Origin of the sequence: Rhizobium sp. Root708 (assembly GCF_001429725.1) — a bacterium.
Taxonomy (GTDB): Bacteria; Pseudomonadota; Alphaproteobacteria; order Rhizobiales; family Rhizobiaceae; genus Rhizobium.
Window position 1 is genome coordinate 1 of record NZ_LMHV01000011.1, and the last position, 19,529, is coordinate 19,529.

General features: G+C 59.2%; 17 protein-coding genes and 2 pseudogenes. 4 read left to right on the forward strand and 15 right to left on the reverse strand.

Annotation, left to right across the window (positions count from 1 at the left end; translation table 11 throughout):
- A partial coding sequence (locus ASE04_RS09965) for a cation:proton antiporter domain-containing protein (RefSeq protein ID WP_200960703.1) occupies nucleotides 1-413 on the reverse strand: 413 nt, incomplete at its 3' end.
- Nucleotides 410-1,291 carry an alpha/beta fold hydrolase gene (locus tag ASE04_RS09970; protein ID WP_056815950.1) on the reverse strand — a complete coding sequence of 294 codons (882 nt, stop codon included), beginning with the start codon at nucleotides 1,289-1,291 and terminating at the stop codon, nucleotides 410-412. The genes ASE04_RS09970 and ASE04_RS09965, both read right to left, overlap by 4 nt.
- A gap of 216 nt (nucleotides 1,292-1,507) precedes the next feature.
- Between ASE04_RS09970 and dnaE2 the strand changes: the two are divergent.
- Nucleotides 1,508-1,842: pseudogene (dnaE2, locus tag ASE04_RS29895) on the forward strand (error-prone DNA polymerase); the annotation flags it as partial.
- Nucleotides 1,843-1,931: 89 nt separating this feature from the next.
- Here the strand turns inward: dnaE2 and ASE04_RS09980 are convergent.
- From ASE04_RS09980 to ASE04_RS10035, 11 genes and pseudogenes are all read right to left on the reverse strand, one after another.
- A complete protein-coding gene (locus ASE04_RS09980) occupies nucleotides 1,932-3,548 on the reverse strand; it encodes an arylsulfatase (protein ID WP_056815956.1) in 1,617 nt (538 codons plus the stop codon).
- A gap of 297 nt (nucleotides 3,549-3,845) precedes the next feature.
- Entirely contained in the window at nucleotides 3,846-5,018 is a 1,173-nt protein-coding gene (locus tag ASE04_RS09985) for a hypothetical protein (RefSeq protein WP_156408748.1), read from the reverse strand.
- 671 nt (nucleotides 5,019-5,689) lie between these two features.
- A complete protein-coding gene (locus ASE04_RS09995; RefSeq protein ID WP_162260518.1) occupies nucleotides 5,690-6,682 on the reverse strand; it encodes a TniB family NTP-binding protein in 993 nt (330 codons plus the stop codon).
- Entirely contained in the window at nucleotides 6,624-7,916 is a 1,293-nt protein-coding gene (locus ASE04_RS30950) for a hypothetical protein (protein WP_162260519.1), read from the reverse strand. The genes ASE04_RS09995 and ASE04_RS30950 overlap by 59 nt, the downstream gene beginning before the upstream one ends.
- 27 nt (nucleotides 7,917-7,943) lie before the next feature.
- Nucleotides 7,944-8,936, reverse strand: a complete 993-nt coding sequence (locus tag ASE04_RS10005; RefSeq protein ID WP_056815969.1) for a hypothetical protein — start codon at nucleotides 8,934-8,936, stop codon at nucleotides 7,944-7,946.
- Nucleotides 8,937-8,938: 2 nt separating this feature from the next.
- On the reverse strand, nucleotides 8,939-9,535 hold the full coding sequence (locus tag ASE04_RS30625; protein ID WP_156408749.1) for a hypothetical protein: 597 nt from the start codon (nucleotides 9,533-9,535) through the stop codon (nucleotides 8,939-8,941).
- A gap of 1,164 nt (nucleotides 9,536-10,699) precedes the next feature.
- On the reverse strand, nucleotides 10,700-11,170 hold the full coding sequence (locus tag ASE04_RS10015; RefSeq protein WP_056815974.1) for a nuclear transport factor 2 family protein: 471 nt from the start codon (nucleotides 11,168-11,170) through the stop codon (nucleotides 10,700-10,702).
- Between the two features lie 297 nt (nucleotides 11,171-11,467).
- Nucleotides 11,468-11,617: pseudogene (locus ASE04_RS31495) on the reverse strand (hypothetical protein); the annotation flags it as partial.
- Complete coding sequence (locus ASE04_RS10025; RefSeq protein ID WP_056815977.1) at nucleotides 11,610-12,593, reverse strand: saccharopine dehydrogenase family protein; 984 nt, start codon at nucleotides 12,591-12,593, stop codon at nucleotides 11,610-11,612. The gene ASE04_RS10025 and the pseudogene ASE04_RS31495, both read right to left, overlap by 8 nt.
- A gap of 1 nt (nucleotide 12,594) precedes the next feature.
- Entirely contained in the window at nucleotides 12,595-12,990 is a 396-nt protein-coding gene (locus tag ASE04_RS10030) for a VOC family protein (protein WP_056815980.1), read from the reverse strand.
- Between the two features lie 15 nt (nucleotides 12,991-13,005).
- Nucleotides 13,006-13,749 (reverse strand): SDR family NAD(P)-dependent oxidoreductase, encoded by a 744-nt coding sequence (locus ASE04_RS10035; protein WP_056815983.1) that lies wholly within the window; start codon nucleotides 13,747-13,749, stop codon nucleotides 13,006-13,008.
- A gap of 136 nt (nucleotides 13,750-13,885) precedes the next feature.
- Here ASE04_RS10035 and ASE04_RS10040 point away from each other — a divergent pair, with 136 nt between their 5' ends.
- The 3 genes from ASE04_RS10040 to ASE04_RS10050 all read left to right on the forward strand — a co-directional run bounded on the left by ASE04_RS10040 (nucleotide 13,886) and on the right by ASE04_RS10050 (nucleotide 16,492).
- Nucleotides 13,886-14,767 (forward strand): AraC family transcriptional regulator, encoded by an 882-nt coding sequence (locus ASE04_RS10040; RefSeq protein ID WP_056815986.1) that lies wholly within the window; start codon nucleotides 13,886-13,888, stop codon nucleotides 14,765-14,767.
- 181 nt (nucleotides 14,768-14,948) lie between these two features.
- Nucleotides 14,949-15,599 carry a hypothetical protein gene (locus tag ASE04_RS10045; protein ID WP_056815990.1) on the forward strand — a complete coding sequence of 217 codons (651 nt, stop codon included), beginning with the start codon at nucleotides 14,949-14,951 and terminating at the stop codon, nucleotides 15,597-15,599.
- 230 nt (nucleotides 15,600-15,829) lie between these two features.
- The gene (locus ASE04_RS10050; RefSeq protein WP_200960704.1) at nucleotides 15,830-16,492 is read left to right on the forward strand and encodes an abortive infection family protein; all 663 of its coding nucleotides are present in this window, start codon (nucleotides 15,830-15,832) and stop codon (nucleotides 16,490-16,492) included.
- Nucleotides 16,493-16,627: 135 nt separating this feature from the next.
- Here ASE04_RS10050 and ASE04_RS32170 read toward each other — a convergent pair whose 3' ends face one another.
- Both ASE04_RS32170 and ASE04_RS10060 read right to left on the reverse strand, forming a co-directional pair.
- On the reverse strand, nucleotides 16,628-17,029 hold the full coding sequence (locus tag ASE04_RS32170) for an HNH endonuclease (protein WP_082597299.1): 402 nt from the start codon (nucleotides 17,027-17,029) through the stop codon (nucleotides 16,628-16,630).
- Nucleotides 17,030-18,327: 1,298 nt separating this feature from the next.
- A protein-coding gene (locus ASE04_RS10060) for an IS3 family transposase (RefSeq protein ID WP_156408750.1) occupies nucleotides 18,328-19,517 on the reverse strand; the annotation gives its coding sequence in 2 pieces (ribosomal slippage) (nucleotides 18,328-19,265 and nucleotides 19,265-19,517; 1,191 coding nt in all).
- Nucleotides 19,518-19,529: the final 12 nt, after the last annotated feature.

Sequence of the window (19,529 nt, forward strand, 5' to 3'; positions counted from 1 at the left end):
AGAACGGGATCTGTCGGCGCAAGGGCGGCTCCAAGAAGCAACGCCGATGCGGCCCCGAGGCCAAGCACGCTCCATCCGAGAAAGGCGATGGCTGCGATGGAAAGGGGCATGGCAATTCCCAAGAGCCGCCATGTCGTCGCCCATCGATGCAGTCCAATGGGGCGGTCGATCTTCAGTCCGGCACCCATAAGTGCGACGATCACGACGAACTCAGTCAGATGTTCAGCGATCTTGCCGTTTTCCAACGGGTTCATATGGGGAAGCGGCGTGAATGGAGACCATGCCAGCAACATGCCGATGGCGACGCAGCAGATTGGGAGGGACACGGGAAGGCGGCGCAACGCCATCGGCAGCCAGGCTGTCAAAAGGACGACCGCGCCGAAGATGAAGAGCGTCACGACATATKTGTTCAAGGGGCGCCACCCAGGAAAACGGTCAACTCCCTGGCGACGGCCTCTGGGTCTTCCCTCTGTGGAAAGTGTCCGACGTTCTGCAACAGGATGCGCTCGAACGATCCCGTAAACTTCTTGTAGACATTCTCCGACACCTGTGGCGGGTTCACACCGTCTTCTTGTCCTTGAAAGTAGACGGCGGGGAGGGACACCGTTCTGGTTTCCTTGATCTTCTGTTCGAGCCACAAGCTTCGAGGATCAGGCTCGGCCTCGTCCCATCGCGACCGATAGCTATGAAGGGTTACCGCGAGCCAGTCGGGATTGTCGAAAGACTGCGCCACGCGGTCGAACGTCTGTTCGTCGAACCAGCCATCCGGGCCCCAGTTCTCCCAGTGCAGATGGGTGAAAGCCCTACGGTCTTCCGCGATGGCTTTCGCGCCACGCTTGGTCGCCATGAACCAGTGGTACCAGTCGAGCTGGGAATGCCAGAATGGAGGGGTCGGCAGTCCTCCCATCCGTGGCATGCTCGATAGCAGTGCGATCCTTTCGACGCGATCCGCCCATCCGATCGCCAGTGCTTCCGCGATGTTCGAACCCCAGTCGTGCCCCACCGCAGAAAAACGCTCGATGCCGAGGCCGTCCATCAGGGCGATCGCATCCAATGCCAGGATACCGCTGTTAGCGGTGCGGGGTGCGCCGTCATGTTTGAACACGCTTTCCCCGAACCCTCTGATCGTGGGGACTATCAGGCGATACCGATTGCCCGAAAGCCGTGCGATCAAATCGTCCCACGTCGATGCGTCGTCGGGCCATCCATGCAGAAGGAGAATAGGCTGGCCGTGTGCGCTACCGTGCTCGGTGAAATGGACCTGGACGTCGGCGGTCTCGAGCTTGGACATTGGTTTTTCCTCCCGGAGAAAATCAACCCAGTCGCTAAGCTTTGGTTCCGCGCGGCCGCGCCGAAGGTTCACATTTGGGGTCGCGAGAACTCGCAAAACCGAGCCAGTGCGTTGAATAAGCCGTCCGACCCGCTGCGCTCCGGGTCGCGGCCACGCAGAGAAACTCACGGCTGCTGGTGGCGTGATCCACGAATCCTTCAGCATGGCCAATGTCGTTCCGGTTCGGCGAACCTGGTGGTGTGGCCATCGTTGTTCGAGAAGCGCCGCCGGTTGGTGCTTGGATCGTCGATGATGGCGGTCAACGGGAAGATCCAGAGAGAAGGCGACTTCGTCCATCTCGTTACTCAGCAGCTCTGCGATCTCTCCTGAGAGCTGTCAGGGCTGGCTGACCGCGACATGGATTTCAAGCTACCGACAGGCAGGGGCGACGAGTTCGCCCACGGTGGCGGGCCAGAAAGGACAACCCGAAGCCTGCCATTCAGCCTCGGGACATCTTCATTCCCGATCTGCATATCGATAGCCTCAAGGTCAAGGCGCGCAACTTCCACTGACGGGACACCTCCTAACTGCGTGTGTTCGACGGCTACAAGACGTTGATAGCCATCAGCGTYCTGTAGCCGTCTCTGACAAATTAAACCTTTTAGTTTTGAGGCGACGACAACTGCTCGACGACCTTGTCGAGGTTGAAGCTCGCAGGCTTCTGTCTGGGGGGAAACTCCTTAAAGGTACTCAGCCAGTTCGCGGCGAGTGTCTGCAAGGGAACCTGAACAAAGGCGTGATCCGCCAGCCACTTGTCGTAGAGTATCGACTGATCACCCCGTTCGAATGGGTCGGAGCGAAGGTTGAAGAGCTTCGGAATCCGCAGCTCTTCAAAGCCGCGCRTCCAGACGCCGATCCCCTCGTGATTCTGCTCCAGAAAGACTGCCTTCCAGTCGTCGTAGCGAATGGCGACAAGCTGGCCGTCATCGTTCCAGTAGACGAACTCCCTTCTGGGCGCGTCCTTCACCTCGCCCTTGAAGAAGGGAATGAGATTATTGCCGTCGAGATGAACCTTGAAGGCCTTGGCGCCGAACTGACCGCCTTTCAGGCATTTGGCCACCACGTCGGGATCGCCGCCTGCCGCTGCAAATGTCGGTACCAAGTCATAGTGAGCGAAGGTTTGATTGAAGACGGTCCCGGGCTTTATGGTTCCGGGCCAGCGGATCAGCATCGGGACGCGGTARCCGCCCTCCCAATTCGTCGCCTTCTCGCCCCGGAAGGGCGTATTGCCGCCATCCGGCCACGACATCACTTCCGCGCCATTGTCGGTCGTGAAGACAACAATGGTGTTGTCTAGCACCCCGAGGCCCTCCAGCTTCTGAAGCAACTGCCCGACATAGCCGTCGAGTTCGACCATGCCATCCGGATAAGGCCCCAGGCCCGTCTTGCCCTTGGATTCCGGCTTGAGGTGTGTCCAGACGTGCATCCGGGTCGGGTTGAAATAGCAGAACCATGGCTTGTCGGCCTTCTGCTGCCTGTCGATGAAGTCCATTGCGGCGCCGAGGAATTCCTGATCGACCGTCTCCATTCTCTTGACGGTCAGCGGTCCCGTATCCTCGATCCGTCCGTCGGCCGATGCCTTGATGACGCCACGTGGCCCGAAGCGCTTGGCGAAATCGGGATTCTTGGGATAGTCCGGGTTCTCTGGCTCTTCTTCGGCATTCAGGTGATAGAGGTTCCCGAAAAACTCGTCGAAGCCATGGTTCGTCGGAAGAAACTCGTCCTTGTCGCCGAGATGGTTCTTGCCGAATTGACCGGTCGCATATCCCAGTGGCTTGAGGAACTCGGCGACGCTCGGGTCTTCGGCCCGCAGCCCGATATCTGCGCCAGGGAGTCCGACCTTCGTCAGACCCGTCCGGATTGGAGACTGGCCGGTGATGAATGCGGCACGACCGGCGGTGCAGCTTTGCTCCCCATACCAGTCGGTGAACATTCCACCTTCTGTTCCGATACGGTCAATGTTCGGCGTGCGGTAACCCATCATGCCGTGATTGTAGATGCTGGCGTTGAACCAGCCTATATCGTCGGCCATTATCATAAGGATGTTCGGCTTCTTGCCCGGAATCGCCGTCGTGGTGGTGGACTGAGCCACGGCAGTCGGGGCACTGGACAACGTCACAACACTCGCGGCCAATGCCGTGCTGGCAACGAGGAGATCGCGGCGGCTAAGGCCCTCCCGCGTTTCTCCGGTGGCCGTCTTTCCCTTCTCGTCTGCCATTTTTGTCTCCTTGACACCGACGGCGGATACCGTCGGCGCGACGGTAGCCCCAGGCGAATTCGAATGAAAGTACGCAACTGTAAACACGCACGTAAATATCGGTGCCGCGCGGATTTGCTAGGAAGACGGGAAAAGTCCACGCGACAGCAGATTTTAGTGCTGCGAGGGCTGCGGTACCGAAGAAGGCGAAGAGTGTCGGGACGCCGTAGACAACTTTCCTGAAGGGCAGCGTCGATGGTGAATGCCCTGTCGTCTGACTCGGTGCATTSATGCGACCACAACCAATGACTTGAGGGATCAATCGCCATCCCTTGACTGCGGCAGCTTCCGCGGGTTCTTAAAGTGGAGATAGAGGCTCCGCAGCGCCTCCGCGGCAACAGTGATATCCTCGACCGAGCGGATCCTGAATTCCGCTGTCACGTCACCTCTTGCATTCAGTTTCGACCAACTGAAGGCCTTCCATTCCTGCCGAATCTGTCGCTGATTGGCGATGAACACTTTCCATTCGCGCGGGGCAGGGTGGCTTCGAAATGTCTTCCGGATCAGCAGTTCCGTACCCTCGACATGAAGCTCCACATAGGTCGACCGCGTGGCTGTGTACGCCTTCACGACCTTTCCACCAGACGATGGCGGGATGACGAACGACGCGCACACGCTCGCCATCACCGCGCGGAACGCCTCCCAGAGCGGTGGGTCATTCCCGCGATCATCGAGCTCCCCAATCGCCTTTTCCAGGGACTTCCGCTCCACCAGATAGATCCTGTTGCGGGCACGGAGCTTTCCATGAATGCGCCGGATCCCGAGCTCTTCCAGCCTGGTCGCGAGTTCAAGATCCGTGCACCCGAGACGATCCTGGTAGACCTTGGCGTTGACGTAGGTGGAGCTGAAGACCTCGAACGAGGCGCGGTCGAGATACGTCTGGCCATCTCTCCCGACGCGGCTTTTGATGACACGAGCGCGAACGAACACCTGGATGGCGTCCAATTGCATCTGCATGACGGCAGCGGCCTCGACTGCGCGGACCTCCTTCTCGCGAACTCGCTGACGATACGCCTTCTTGTAGGCGATCGCCTCGAAACGCCAGGAGGCAATACCCCTCCGGCGGCGGTCGAGGCGCGCGACGACCATCTTGCCTTCAAGAACAGACTGGACGATGTCAGCCACGCTTTTGCCCGTTGCCTTCGATAGATAGTTGATACCGTGGTGCTGCCCCCGACTGCCAACGATGGGCACCGTAAGGATACGCTGGCGAAGCGCGTCGACCTCGGATCCGAGGTTTGCCAGTCCGTGCCCCTCGTAACCGAAGATCCGGGTGCGGCTAAATCCTTTGATCACGCCCATCGAGACGAAGTCGCGAACGCACGCCTGACTGCAGCCGAGCCGGGTTGCGGCCTCCTTCACGTTGATGATCATATCCTTTGCCATGGTGTGGAGGCGGACTACTTGGTCGTCGGTGAGAAATGCACGCATCGCAGGATCGGAACTCCTGACCGTGATTCCCGCCTGCTGGCTGATGCTGCGGAGGCCGCGAACGTCGACTCCGATAGCTGCCGCAGCCTCCTTTATTGTGACTTCCTTGTGCGGCAGTTGGTCTACACCATTGCTCTGACGGCCGATGCGACCTGTTTTCGCAAAGGCACGCCGCATGGAGCATTGATATCTGGCCAGCGAGCTGCTCCCAGGAAGTTTCGTTCTCCGCGGGGCATGAACCAACCATAGCCATTGTAGATTCCGCGGTTGCGATCCTGCTGGGCCACATTAGCCTCCAGCCAAGCCACGAAGGTGTTCTCGACATCAGGCAAACTCCCAGAGAGAGCCAGGTACCCTGTTCGGCAATCCTCGCGCCCGCTTGGCGGCGCAGTCTTCATCCATGGATTCGAGAGCAGACGCCCCATGGCCCCGCATAGATCGATCACCTCGTGCAGCGGCGCGCTATCCAGGAGTGGGCGAGCATAGCTCTCAACACATCCAAACCGGGAGAGGACGTACCATTCAAAATCATCCGGCTCCAGGAGGAGCGGAGCCGGACGCCCGAGCGGCTCGCCATCAGGGTCGAGCTCGAAGGACGGAAACCACCACTTGATCAGATCTCCGGCCGGGCTTCGATCGCCAGCTCGTAAAGGGGAGGCGGAACGTCTCCATCACGCTGCCTCCCTGGCGAAGTATTCCCGGGCGTCGCCGGGCTTCTGTCGGAGGGCGGCTTCCTCATAGAGATGGTGACGAAGGATACGCGGTGAATCCTCGTTGAGTGCTCGGAAGGCAGCAGGACGCACCAAGTTGAACATCACCTGGCCCGTGGCACCGCCTGTGAAGTCATGTAGCTCCTGAGCGAGGTACTTGTTCGCAAGCCCGGATAGCTGGCGAAATGGAAGGCGAAGATCGATTTCGTGCAGCAGCAGCAGTCGGAACTGGTCCATCGCACCTTCGCCGAACGGAGTCAGGACTTTTTTGGGGAACCCTCCCCTCGCAGCAAGCGGACCGAACGCAAGCACCTGTGGGATCACGCCTTCTTCGCCAACGAACAGGATGTTGCAGGTGTGCCTGTCGACCAGTTGCTTCAGGAAGCCATAAAACTCTCTCACGTGGTTCTTGTGTGCTCCAAACAAGAACTGAGAGTCATCGATAATGACCAGTTGCGCTCGCACCCCTACGATCCTATCGACTGACCGCCCCATAAGGGATGGAATCTTGATTTTGGGAGCGGATCCGGATCCCGTCACGTCATAGACGATCTCAGCAAATCGCTGCGGTACAATGTCCGGGGGCACCGGGATGTAAACGACTGGGATTACAATGCCGTCCTCCACAACGTGTGCCGGCCACTTGTTGCAGTAGAACTTGATGATGTCGGTCTTCCCGGCACGCGTCTTTCCGAATAGGCCGCCCACGGAGCCACGCCCGTGAGTCCCTCCGATCACTGGAAAGTGGTAATTCCCAATGAATTCGACGAGCTGGTCGAACAGCGGATAGGTAACCAGCAGCCGCTCGATCATGTGCTGGCGCTCGATGTTGGGTAGCAGGCTCACAGCCTCTCGCTGCTCTGGCGTATCAAATGTGGCGGTGTGGAATTCGTGATCATGGCTTCTTCTTCCAATCAGGGTTGCGAGCGAGCAGGCTGGCGATGTCGTCGTCATCGTCCCCTGCGGGAGAAGTTTTCTTGGGAGCCGACTTCCGTCGGGTTTCGGCAGACCGGGGCTCACTTTTTTGTTCAACCGCAGGCGCTGGCACAGGGGTCTTCGGAACGTCCGTTGCGGGAGCTGGGACCGTGCGAAGCGCCGTTGTGACTTCGACGCCATTGCTCAGATCGATGGTGCCGTCGTCCTCCATTCTCGCCACCTCCAGAACCTTCCGGCGGCGGTCGGCCACGAAGTGTCCCTGGACGAACTTGGCGAGTTTCTTTCGAGGAGCATATCTCTTGCGGTTCTGGTCGATCAGGTCCATGAGCTTCGAGTGGAGCTCCCGGCGCGCCTGAAGCAGATGTGGTTTGACCCGACCGGCCTTCTCCTCCTTGCGACGGAAATCCTGGATCATCTTGTGGATTTCCATGGTCATTCCAGAGCAGTACTCCGCATCAGGCCCGACAGCGCGCACCTCGATGATTTCTTCGCGGTAGGGGTCGTGAACCCACGCTTGGCCGATGCCATTGAAATTGATCGTCATGCGAAACTTGGTTGAGTCACGTCCGGACTTTGCTCGTTTCGTCTTTGGATGAAGAGATAGGGCAAGGAGGCCTGGGGAGTTCCAATGAATCCCATCCGAGCGCACGCCATCGCTTTGGACAGTGACCCACCGCGTTTCACCGGCCAGTCGGGCGAAGATCGATCGGTCGAGGAGAGGGCGGCGCGGGATTGATGCCTCGTGCTTCTTCCACAGTTCGGCGGGAACGCCCGCCTCGGTGAGAAGATCACCCCCGAGACCTTGGCGGGGGGGCTGATGGTGGACGTTCGCGATCCAGTGCTGGATGACCGCCTCCACTTCAGACAGCGCAAGAACAGGCACGGCCATGTCGCGATCCTCGCCGAACAGCTTCCTGATCTCAGGCGACTCCATCGTGGTGCCGGGCAGGTTCTGGAACACGTCTCGTGCCAGGGTACCCAGCGCACGTTCCAACGCGCCCTTGTCACCCGGGGCTGCCGGACGGTGCTCGATGATGTCGAACCCAATCGCGTGGGCGGCAGCGTCGATGGATTCGCCGATCAGGTGGAGTGCATTGTCCACTGCCAGCTTGTTGAACAAGCCGAACCAGGGCCAAGTCACGCTCTCCGCGAGCCGCTCCATCCCGAAGATCGCGGCTTCAAGTCCTCGCAGAAAGGTGGCGTAGGAAGGATCTCCGAAGCCGGCTGCATACGCGATGATGGATCCTGACAACCGCTCCCGGAAGATCACGAGCTCCAGTCACCCGAAGGCGAGAGGATTCTCGTCGAGATACGCGATGATATCAGGATTCAGATGGTCGACATCGACAATGTCGAGCAGGCTCTGCGGGCGGTGGACGCGGATGTACTGGCGGTTCCTCGCCGCGGCGATGTCAGCGCCGTGGCGCAGCAGCGATCTCGTGTACTTGTCGACGGCGGCAAGATGAAAGTCGAACGTGCTCTTGTGGAGCTTGATTGCGCCTTCCTTTGTCAGACCGACGTGCCGGACAGGCGCGAATCGATCTTCCTCCAGCAACAGATAAATGAAGTGGTCCATCATGGTCTTGTAGTCGCCCTTTGGCTGCGACCACGCGAAATGAGCAGCCAGCTCAAGCACTTCATAGATCAGACCGGGGAGACGCGGTGACCCGTTACCTCGCCTAGGAGCACGGGCGAAGTTCATCAGACGGTCGAAGTGTGTTCCTGCCTCGTCGTTGCGAACCATTTTTCGCAGCCACTCGTAGCTCATCGGAGCTTCGCTGCGCTCGGCTGCGACGCCTACCAGGAACGCTTTGGTTCTCTTCTTGAGGCCGTACGTTTCGAAGCCGATGGACTCCAGAAAAGCATAGTACCGATCAACGATGGCCATCGCCTTCTCGGCATCCTGGCGATCCGCGTCGGATAGGCGATGAGAGGATCCCGGCAGGATCTTCTTTCCGCTCGTTCCAACCGGGACGATCCGGCCGAATTTCTCCAGCCACCTCATCCCCGCATTGCTGAGTGTGATCTGCTCGTTGCTTTCGACGCGGCTGAATACAGCCAGCTTGCGCGACTCCAGAGTTAGCTGAAGCCATTCCTTGAAGCGCGCCTCGGTGTACCCCGTCCGATCTTCATTGAAGATCAGAACTCTGTCCCCGGACGTGAAGCCGAAAAGTTGGCCGTCGATCTCGCCGGGTTCCACCTTGGGAAGGCCAAGGTCATGTGCTGTCAGCACAGGCTGCATGAATTCGAAATGCTTGCTAGCGAAAGACACTGTCACACCCTCCGCGAGACGATCGAGGAAGTCGACAGTGGTTTTGACATGTCGAGGTCGACCTTGCCGAGGTAGCAGAGCCTCAGGCATGCGCTGAAGACGACTTTGACACCTGCAGTCGGTTTCGCTGCAGAACGGGCCTCGTCCTCCCATCTCTCAACGAGAACATTCCGCGGCAGTGCATCGGTCAGTTCGTCAATTGTCATCGGGAATGGCTGTTCGAGGATGCTTCGCTCTACCATGGTAAGGTCGACCTCGCCGCTGCGTGGTCTGTTCGCATGCAGGAGATTGCGATTGAAGAAACGCGGCTGCTTCAAGATCTGCGTCGCCATCATGACCTCGTAGGACGCGCTGCAATCCTCCTTCAGCGAGATTTGAATGGCATGGGTGCGGTCGTCGTCGCGACGGGTGTCAAGGTCGTGAAAGAAATCCATGAAGGCAACGTCCCCGTTGCGGCGGAGGACCGCGAGGTCCGGAACATGATCCTTCCACTGGACGCCGTTGCTCGCATTGCGGCCGAGGTACCGGATAGTGATGGGATATGGAGAGAGCGCGACAATGTCGGGATCGCCATCCATGAGCGCTAAGCCATGGGCCATCCACTTGTTCCGGGTCACGATCGAGTTGCCAGTCTCGTACTTTGATGTTGTGAACCTAAACCGGCCGTGCTCCCTGACGCGCGGCGGGAAAACAATGCGGGGCTCATGATGCTCTGAGAAGATGTGATCGAAGGTCCGCCGCAGGTGCTCCCGATACCAGACGTTCGCGTGCGGAAGGCACTGAAGGAGAACCTGATAATCATTCTCTGTCGAACGCTTCTTATCGTCGGAGGGTAGTGGCTTGGTGATCTGGGACGGTTTCCGGCCCGAACGCCGCTTATCTTGAACGCTCCTTTTGACGTGGAAGAAAGACAGCGCGACGTTGTTCACCCGTGATCGGGGCGACGGAAGGATCAACGGCCGCAGGTGCTCCAATAGGCCTTTCGTGATCCCGCAGGATTCGAGATCCTGAGATCTCAGCTTCATGTTCCGGACGCGAAAACTTTTGGCATGGCTGATCATCGGCAACACCTCTCCGTTCGCGCTCCCGCTGTTCGGAAGCGACGTCGACAAACTGTCTGTTGAAATCGGTCAAGCGAGGTGGACACCGCCGGACACGGGCGCAAAGGTCCATAATCGGAGACCATCGGCAACCCATGATTCGCCTAACTAATTGTAATCAATGGATTAAAGCTCGAAACCTTGAACCTGCGCCCGCGAAGTATTTCTCTCCAGGCGCGAGTCCTTTGCCGTCGCCCGAAAGAGGCACGGTCGGAAGTACATCCAAGCTCAAACGAGGCTTCGGAATGGCACCGCATGTAAAGCGGCGGAACTACCGATGGCGCGCGCAGGCGTGCCAAGAGCATCGGTCTGGGATGTCTGCTGTTCAGGAGTCTTTGCGTGGCGTGCGAAAGCGCGGCGTCAAGCTCGCGGAAGGATTGCTATTCGTATTCGCATCGAATGCATGGCCACGTTCCCTTCATGGAAGCCGCAGAGGCGAAGGCGCGGCGCCGTCATGTGCCGCTCTCACAGATATTACTGCGGGACGCTTATGTTCCCTTTTTGTTCGATCGTCAATGGGGCTCGGTTAAGATTTCTTTGGAGTTCGTTGCGGGCATCAACATGACTAGGCGGCGGCTTTGCGCCGAAAGCAGACGTGGCGCGGGAGGACGGCGGCGAAGACAATGTCTCGCCGCCGTCCTCCTTCAGCACACATAGTAGAGGCTAGATACCGGAAAGAACTCCGATGTCACCTGACCTCCAGACGTTGTCGACCGTGTTGCGGGTAATGACCCAAAGATCGCCGCTCCTCTTGAGTTCGATGTCGTAGCGGTTCTTCATCAGGTAGTGACGCGAGGGATCGCTGCGGGGAACGTGCTGGGCTTCGACGAGAACGCCCATGCGTGCCGTGTCACCGTCGATCGTCACCCGCGGATTGCTGACGGAATGTGTCGTATCCAGGGTGGCGAGCGATGTCGTCAGCGCCGAGACGATGACATCCCGGCCCTCGATGACGGGATATTCGAAGCCGGCCTTGGCAGCAGCCGGTCGGAAGTCGGAGACGGCATCTTCCGCCAGCGATGAGGCGAGGAGGTTGCTGTCGCGAAGATCGATCCCAGCGGCGAAGCGGTAAAGGGCCTCGACGACCGCGAGCCGGTCTGCGACGTCCTGTGCGAACGATGGCGAAATGGTCATGAACGTGCTCCTTGTTGCGCCGGAGGCCTGCGGAATGCACGCCTTTCCCGGCATCGGCGCTGTGCGCCGATGGTTATGGTTTGATAGGACTGCTGGCTGGTGAGTTATTCGAGATCGGCGTCGATGCGCTCGATCAGACCGTCGGGGTTGATCGCGACCTTCAAGATCCCGATCTCGTGTCCGAAATCGCCTGTGAAATCGAGCCGGACATCTGAATGGACGCTGTCCAGTTCTTCGATGGACAGCAGTTTGCTCGTTGTAACCGACGAAGAACCGCTCAAGATATTGGCGGACACCGTCGCGACCGACGAAGGGGTCGCCAACCGAAACATCGTCGATGACGGCGTCGGCTGCGAACAGAGACAGAGCCCCTTCGACGTCGAAGGCATTGGCAGTCGCGATAAAGGATTCGACGAGCTTCTGCATTTTGCCGGGTTCCTCACACATCGTTGATCGAGGTATCGGCGATGGTCTGTGCGAAGCCGCTTCCGAACACGGCAGCAGGCGTCTGGAAGCCGGGACGGAATTCGCCGCCCAGGACACGCCGGCCAGCCTCGGCCGCCGCCATCGCCGTGAACGTGTAGCCATTGACCGTGTCGAGGATGGAACGGCTGGCCACGCCGTCGGCATCGGTGACTTCGACCACCGCCTGGTAGCGGCTGGCAAGCCGATCCTCTTCACTCGGGCCGCCTGGGAGGAGAGACAGATCACCCTGCGGGAACCCATCGCCGGTGACATGTACGAAAGTCTCGATGTCGGGAATGCCCGTCGCCCGCCAGATGGTGATGAGATCCGGGAGCGTCACCGGAAAGCAGTCAACCGCACCATTGCCGAAATCGAACTTCCGGATGCCGTCGGCGGCGATAGCGACAAGCTCGCCGTCCACCCGCGCCAGGGTTTCGACGGTGACGTTCTCCATGGCACTGATCGCCGATCCGCGTGAAAGTCCACCTGCGACATGCAGCGCGATCCTGATCTTGAGAGGGTCGTTCACGCGCGAGGCCGCATGTCCGGCAAGGCTGCCGAGCATGGCGACGCTTCCGCCGCCGCCCGGCATGAGCATCACGCCTGCCGCCTTCGCCTCGTCGTCGAGCGAGCCGGCCAGACGGTAGCTGTCGAGTTCGGCCGCTGTGTCGAGATAGTGGATGCCATTGCGGATCGATGCCTTCATCAGCGCATCGGCGGTGCGCATGAATGGTCCTGCGCAGTTCAGCAGGACGGAGACGCCGGCCAGACCGGCATCGATCGCCGCTGCATCGTCGAGGCCGAAGACGCGGTATTCGATGCCGAGTTCTGCAGAGAGTTTGGAGAGGGCCGCTTCGTTGCGGCCGGCGAGAACGAGAGGCGTGCGGGCCGCCTTCGCATGTTCCGCCGCCATGCGGCCGGTATAGCCCGTCGCGCCATAGATCATCAGTTTTGTCATATCAGTGCTGCCATTCCTTGTAGACGAATTCGAGGCTGTAGCCGTCAGGATCTCGAACCTGGGCGGCGTAGTAGCGGGGGTCGTAGTGGAGCTGTGCTCCCGGCGGATGGATTTCCGAGGCGCCCGCCATCATGGCGGCGGCGAAGGCGGCGTCGACCTGGGAGGTGCCATCAGCGACGAAGCCAACATGGGCTGCGCGGCCTTCGACCACGCCTTCGCGGAGCCAGAAAAACACTCTGCCGTTCGCCCCGAACCCCTTCAGATCGGGATGTCCGGGAGGGCCGTCCTTTCCCTCGTAGTCGTGCGCATGGACAATACCGAGTGGGGCCAGCGCCGCCTCGTAGAAGGCGATCGAGCGATCGATGTCGCTGACGGAAATGAAGACATGGTCGAGCATATTGCTCTCCTCTGATCAGATGATGTAGCCGCCCGCGACTTCGATGTTCTGGGCGTTGATCCAGCCGTTCTCGGACGACAGGAGACTGGCGACGACGCCACCGATCTCTTCAGGCTTGCCGACGCGACCGAGCGCAGTCTGGCCTGCCAGCATGGCCTCGAACGCGTCGTTCAGACCGCCGCCGAGTTCTGTGCGGATTGCGCCGGGAGCGATCGAGTTCGCGCGGATGCCGCGCTCGCCGAACTCCTTGGCCATGTAGCGGGTCAGGACTTCGAGTCCACCCTTGAATGCGGCATAGGGCGCGACGCCTGCGGTCGCCACGCGCGAGGTAGCGCTGGTGATGTTGATAATCTGGCCGCCGTTCGCCACCAGCGGCAGCAGGATCTGGGTCAGGAAGAACGGCCCTTTGAGATGGACGTTGAACAGCCCATCGAACTGATCTTCCGTCACCGTGGCTATCGGATTGAAGAGGCCATATCCGGCATTGTTGACGAGATAATCGAAGTCGCCCCGGCTGAAGACGGAACGCAGTTTCGATGCAATCGAATCCCGGAACGCCGGAAACGAGCCGACGTCGCCGACATCGAGCTTCAGGGCAACGGCCTTACCGCCGATCTCCATGATCGTATTCACGACATCGTCCGCTTTTGCAGGGTTGCTGTTGTAGGTCACGACGACGCCCATTCCCTTGCGGGCGCATTCGATGGCTGTGCTGGCTCCGAGACCTCGGCTTCCCCCGGTGACGATTACGATCTTCATGGCTGTTTCCCTGTCCGTTTGATGTGACCTGAAGCTAGGCCTGCGCCATCTCGCCCGCTCACCTATTCCTCTCCGAAGCTTGCCTATTTCTGCTTCCCTGTTGCGGAGGCGATCCTGACCTGTCACGGTCACCTCCATGGAAAAGCAACTTCAGGAGCTGCGCGATCTAGCGTCGACAGCGGAAAACCGCCGAACAGAAACGGGCATTCCCCGTGTTGCGATGGTCCAGGGCGAGATCCCGGAGCATCTGCTTTCGGCGGTCTACGAACCGATGATCAACCTGATCCTGACCGGGTCGAAGACGATGACCGTCGGAGAGCGGACGTTCGCCTACGACCCGGCGACGTATTTCGTCATGTCGGTCGACCTTCCAGCAGTGGGATCGGTGCATCCCTCTGTGGCGGGAGAACCCTATCTCGCGGTCAGCCTGACGCTCCACCCGCCAACGGTCGCAGCACTCATCAGCGACCTGCCGGTGCAGGTCTGCAGCAAGCTGTTCGGCTCCGGATTCTCAGTCGCTCCGGTCAACGACGAATTCCTCGACGCCTGGGTACGGATGCTCAGGTTGATGGATCGTCCGGACGAGATCGCCGTGCTGGCACCTGCCTACGAGCGGGAGATCCTTTTCCGGGTGCTGCAGGGACCGCTCGGCTGGATGCTGCGCGACATCGCCGCGCCCGATGCGGCGCTGTCGAGGATCGGGGCCGCGATCCAGTGGATCCGGGAGAACTTCGCCAAACCGCTCAGGGTCGAGGCCCTCGCCGAAATGGCGGCCCTTAGTGTCTCGGCCTTCCATCGTCATTTCAAGGCGGTCACAGCACTGAGCCCGATTCAGTATCAGAAGCAGGTCCGGTTGCTGCATGCGCGGACACTTCTGATGGCCGGCGAAGGAACTGCGACTTCGGTCGCGTTTGGTGTCGGCTATGAAAGCCCAAACCAGTTTAGCCGGGAATACGCAAGACAGTTCGGGCTCCCACCCTCGAAGGATGTCGTCCGTCTTCGGCGCGAAGCTGTGTAACGGGCGCCGGGATAGGGATACTTCATCCAGCGACCGGGGCCGATTCCGGTCATTGGTGCAACTTCTACCTAGGCCTGGATTTTTCTTCCTATGGGCGTCAGGCCGTCGGCAGGATATCCGTTGCTAAGCCACCTATCGTTGCGAAATATGCGGTCGGCTTGTAATCCAAAGGAGGGATGCCATGGGGGTGCCAGATCGATTTGCCATTGAATATCCGCGCCGAGCGCTGGAGCTCATCGGAATGCTTGAGGCATCTGCGCGCGAGAAAAGCCTACTAGGGTCATTTGGCCTATTGGCAGCGTCTGCAGTTCTGACGATCCCGTTCGAACGGATGCGCGCCAGCCACTTCCTGCACGACCAAGGGCGCGATAAGGACTTGGTGAAGAACCTGAAGGCGCTCGAGAAGGCCAAGTTTCTCGCGGCGCCTTTTTGGGAGGAGCCACCGGACGGCGCCCAATGGCGACAGTCCCGTATTATGAACAATGTCGACAAGGTCCATAAGTGGGTTGATCAGGATGGCAGGGATCCCCGTTCGGCAGAGGCGAATACGATTCAGACACGTAAAGCCGACGAGGTGCTGCGGGTTCTCCGCAATGCACTAGCGCACGGGAACATCATCTATCTCGACAAGGAGGGGAGAGAGATCCCGGGAAACCAGATGGTGTACATGGCTTTTCTGTCGCGTTACGAGGAAAATCAAGAACAGCGTGATAAGGCTGAAACCTACAGGGTGGTGATCACCACCGAAGAAGCGTTCCTGCATTTCGTCAAACCCTGGGCCGGATGGATTGGCGGACTCGATCTTGATAGACGAGTAGTGGCTGCAGCATGAGCGGACGCTTCTCTCCCTTTGTGATAAAGGCGCTCGCAGACGTCATAACCGGCGGCGCCGGGCAGGGTCCGGATCTTACGGAACCGATTGGAATATATCGGAGTGGTTCAAAGATAGAGGCACTATTTCTCGACTGCGGTCTCGACATGCGTATCGGGAGCAGTTCCCGCGTCCCTGCGACGATCCAATATCTACGGGATCTCGCGAACCGCTGGGACGATGACGAGTCCTTGAAGCGGGTCATCCTCCGTGTCTGCGACCCGCGGGAGTATCTCTCTTCTCCCGAAAAGGCCGTTGCGGTGAGAGAACACGTCAACGCCGCACTGGAGGCCGATGGTCTCGCTGTGACGATTGTCAATGGGACTGCACACTTGGTGGAGCGCACCGCCGCCGGCCTCATTGTCCAGCCTTTCATCACCAAGGTCGAGAAACTGGACTTCGACACCGTCCAAATCGAAATCGCTCGAGCGCTGCCGAGCATCAGCACCGACCCGGAGGACGCGGTCACAGCAGCATGCTCGCTTGTCGAGGCAGTATGTCGCTCGATCCTGATAGAACTCGGATTGCCGCTGCCGCCAAAGCGCGACATCGACGGCTTGCTCAAAGCGGTGCAGGAATCACTGAACCTTTCACCAGGCCGCACCGATCTGCCTTCCGAGATCGAACAAGATGTCCGACAGGTCTTAGGCGGCCTCACGTCTGTCACCAAAGGTATCGGCGCGCTTCGTACGCATGCTGGCGACGCCCATGGGCGTGAGAAAGGCTTTCGTCGTATCGATCCGCGCATCGCCCGACTAGCCCTCAATTCCGCAAGCTCGATCGCCTTGTTTTTGATCGATACCTGGGAGACCAAAGAGCATCGCCACCTGCCGCAACACAGCGAGGAGGCGTAAGCGGTCAGGTGATTAAGCGGCGTGGGTCGGTCGCCGTGGAAGAAGATCATGGCGAAGGTTTCAAGAATGTCGTTTGGATGAAGGACGACTGGAAGCACTTAACGGCCGCCTGCAATCAAGTAGCATTGCGGGCATTTAAATCTGTCGCTTTAACGCACCAGCGTTCTTTTCGAAATTGCACTCATAGCATTCGGCTTGAATGTTCGAGATATCGTCTGTCCCGCCGTGATAGACCGGCAGTTTATGCCCTTTGGTCCAGGTGTTCTTGTAACGAGGATCTGGTCGCATGGGGATTGCATGCCACGGCCGCTTGCATTCGGCACATACGGGGCTGGCCGTAAGTAAAGCCCTCCATTCTGCTGCAGTATGTTTCCCGCCATTTGCCTTGAGCCTCTCGTTGCGAACACGTCCGCGCGCATTCCGACAATCCATGCAGGCATTCCAGGAGTTGAAGCGCGACCCTCCGCATTTTGTGCATTTCTTGCTAAGCGTCGTATCCATTACCCGACTCGCATTTCTGACTGGGACCTGCTGCATGAATAAAATAGATCGCCGACAAGTGACCGCGCTCGCACGCCTCTCCACAGGAAAGGCCGTGCCTCTGGCGGCGTTTTTTGGCGTTGGCCGGGTAACCTTCCAAGCGCTAGTCGACAGCGGGTGGGCAACGCAAGACCGAATGTCGAGCAAACTGTTGATCACTGAGCTTGGCCAGGAGGTTTATGCGAAATCGGCTGCTGAAGGGATCCAACCCATCCCCGCTCCTGAAGGACATTCGTGGATCGACCATGAGGCCCGAGTTTACCGCGTTGTGTTCGAGGATGGGCACGCTTCCCCCGGATTTCCTGACCACATTCACGCTGAAGATTACCGTGTTGCCTTCGGTATCGTGCGCGATAATCCCGGTTCATCCTTGCCCGCGTTCGCTTTGAGCGATGACGCGGCAGCAATTCTTCACCCAACAGACGAGCTTGTTAGGGCTCATGTCGCACTCCTTGAAGCGGATAAGCAGAGGTACCAGCCGCGTCTTCGCTGGGTCGAAACAAGCCCAGGAGAGGGGAAGGATGACTTCACGGCATGGGATCGTGAGGAGACTTTCGCGCGCATTCATTTTGACAAATCCTCGCGAAGGAAAGGCGGAAAGTGGATGTGGGAATCGTACGCTCATGTCGAGCGTTTTTCACCCCCGTCATCGGTGGGGCCTCGCGGCCAACACGCGGGGCTTTCGGACGGTACATTCCTAAGTGATCGTTCGCCGGNCGCTCATGTCGAGCGTTTTTCACCCCCGTCATCGGTGGGGCCTCGCGGCCAACACGCGGGGCTTTCGGACGGTACATTCCTAAGTGATCGTTCGCCGGATAACGGGTGTCAGTCGAATTGACTCGCTAATGCTCAGTACATGTGAGCTAGTGGTAATTGCCCGGTGCGGATCGGTTCCTGGGACCGACCTCTGGCTGTTGGAGCCCGCTTTGCACCCGTCAGCGGGTTCCTTCTGTCGAGAGACTGCTTTGCCTAACCTAAGACGCTCGACCCTTATTTCTTTCGAACTGGAACTCATGGAAACAAGACTGTCGGACGGCGGATCGGAAAGTGCAGACTTCCGATCCTTCCCGGCATCGACGGCTCGTCGGTGCCAAGAAGCTCGGGCGGGGGTCCCGGGCTTCTTTTTTCGCAAAAGCCGGAGCGTTAAGCCGGCAAAGATGCGNCTTCCCGGCATCGACGGCTCGTCGGTGCCAAGAAGCTCGGGCGGGGGTCCCGGGCTTCTTTTTTCGCAAAAGCCGGAGCGTTAAGCCGGCAAAGATGCAATCTACTCCTAGCGATGACCTGCCACTGAAGTTTCATCCGGCTGCGATTAGAGCCTCGGCGGTTTTTGATACGCCAAATGGCGCGGTGTGAGCAACCGGCGGAGACGCGAAGCCTCCATATTGCGTAGCGTTGGAGCCGGTTGCGGCGATGGTCCCGGCATAGGCTGCTGGGGTCTGGTATCCAAGCGATAAGTGCGGCCGGAAATTGTTGTAATCGTCAGCCCGTTCGGCAATGGCACTGCGGGCATGATCGAGGCCGAAGAACAGGCTTTCGTTAAGCAACTCGTCGCGCATGCGACCATTGAAACTCTCGACGTAGCCATTCTGCATCGGTCTTCCCGGCGCGATGTAGTGCCACTCGACCTTATGTTCCTTCGCCCAGGCAAGGATGGCATTCGAGGTCAGTTCGGTCCCATTGTCGGAGACGATCATGCCGGGCTTGCCGCGTCGTTCGACCAGCGTCGTCAGTTCGCGAGCAACACGACGGCCGGAGATCGACGTGTCCGGGATCGCTGCCAGGCATTCGCGCGTAACGTCGTCGACAACGTTGAGCACACGGAAGCCCCTGCCGCAGGCGAACTGATCGTGGACGAAATCCAGCGACCAGCGAGCATTTGCCTTTGCTTCGACCAGGATCGGCGCACGCGTGCCGACAGCACGCCGCCTGGCTCTGCGCTTGCGCACGCAAAGACCTCCCTCTCGATACAGTCTGTAGATGCGATTGACGCCAGACGGCTCTCCCTCCCGCCGAAGCAGGATAAACAGCCGTCGATATCCAAAGCGGCGACGGTCATTGGCCAGATCGCGCAGCTTTGCCCGCAGCGCCGTTTCTGGCGGTCGGCAGGATTGATAGCGAACCATCTTGCGGTCGGCAGATATGATCTGGCAGGCCCGCCGTTCCGAAAGCCCCATCTCGGTCTTCAGGTGCGCGACGGCGTCACGCTTAGCGGCAGGCCCTACCATTTTTTTGCCAGGAGCTCACGAAGTGCGGCAACATCCAGCATCTGCTCGGCCAATAACTTCTTCAGCTTGGCATTCTCGTCCTCAAGCGCCTTCAGCCGTTTGGCCTCGGAAACCTCCATGCCGCCGTATTTGGCCTTCCAGTTGTAGAACGTCGCTTCTGAAATTCCGTGCCTTCGGCACAGGTCGGCCACCTTCGCGCCAGCCTCCTGTTCCTTCAGCACCGCAATAATCTGCTCTTCCGTAAATCTCTGCTTCTTCATTCGTCCGTCCTT

Excerpts from the sequence above, each read along its gene's own strand:
- ASE04_RS09970 (WP_056815950.1), bottom strand. The coding sequence starts at position 1,291 with ATGTCCAAGCTCGAGACCGCCGACGTCCAGGTCCATTTCACCGAGCAC.
- ASE04_RS09985 (WP_156408748.1), bottom strand. The coding sequence starts at position 5,018 with ATGCGTGCATTTCTCACCGACGACCAAGTAGTCCGCCTCCACACCATG.
- ASE04_RS09995 (WP_162260518.1), bottom strand. The coding sequence starts at position 6,682 with ATGACGACGACATCGCCAGCCTGCTCGCTCGCAACCCTGATTGGAAGA.
- ASE04_RS30625 (WP_156408749.1), bottom strand. The coding sequence starts at position 9,535 with ATGGCCCATGGCTTAGCGCTCATGGATGGCGATCCCGACATTGTCGCG.
- ASE04_RS10015 (WP_056815974.1), bottom strand. The coding sequence starts at position 11,170 with ATGACCATTTCGCCATCGTTCGCACAGGACGTCGCAGACCGGCTCGCG.
- ASE04_RS10025 (WP_056815977.1), bottom strand. The coding sequence starts at position 12,593 with ATGACAAAACTGATGATCTATGGCGCGACGGGCTATACCGGCCGCATG.
- ASE04_RS10030 (WP_056815980.1), bottom strand. The coding sequence starts at position 12,990 with ATGCTCGACCATGTCTTCATTTCCGTCAGCGACATCGATCGCTCGATC.
- ASE04_RS10035 (WP_056815983.1), bottom strand. The coding sequence starts at position 13,749 with ATGAAGATCGTAATCGTCACCGGGGGAAGCCGAGGTCTCGGAGCCAGC.
- ASE04_RS10040 (WP_056815986.1), top strand. The coding sequence starts at position 13,886 with ATGGAAAAGCAACTTCAGGAGCTGCGCGATCTAGCGTCGACAGCGGAA.
- ASE04_RS10045 (WP_056815990.1), top strand. The coding sequence starts at position 14,949 with ATGGGGGTGCCAGATCGATTTGCCATTGAATATCCGCGCCGAGCGCTG.
- ASE04_RS32170 (WP_082597299.1), bottom strand. The coding sequence starts at position 17,029 with ATGCAGCAGGTCCCAGTCAGAAATGCGAGTCGGGTAATGGATACGACG.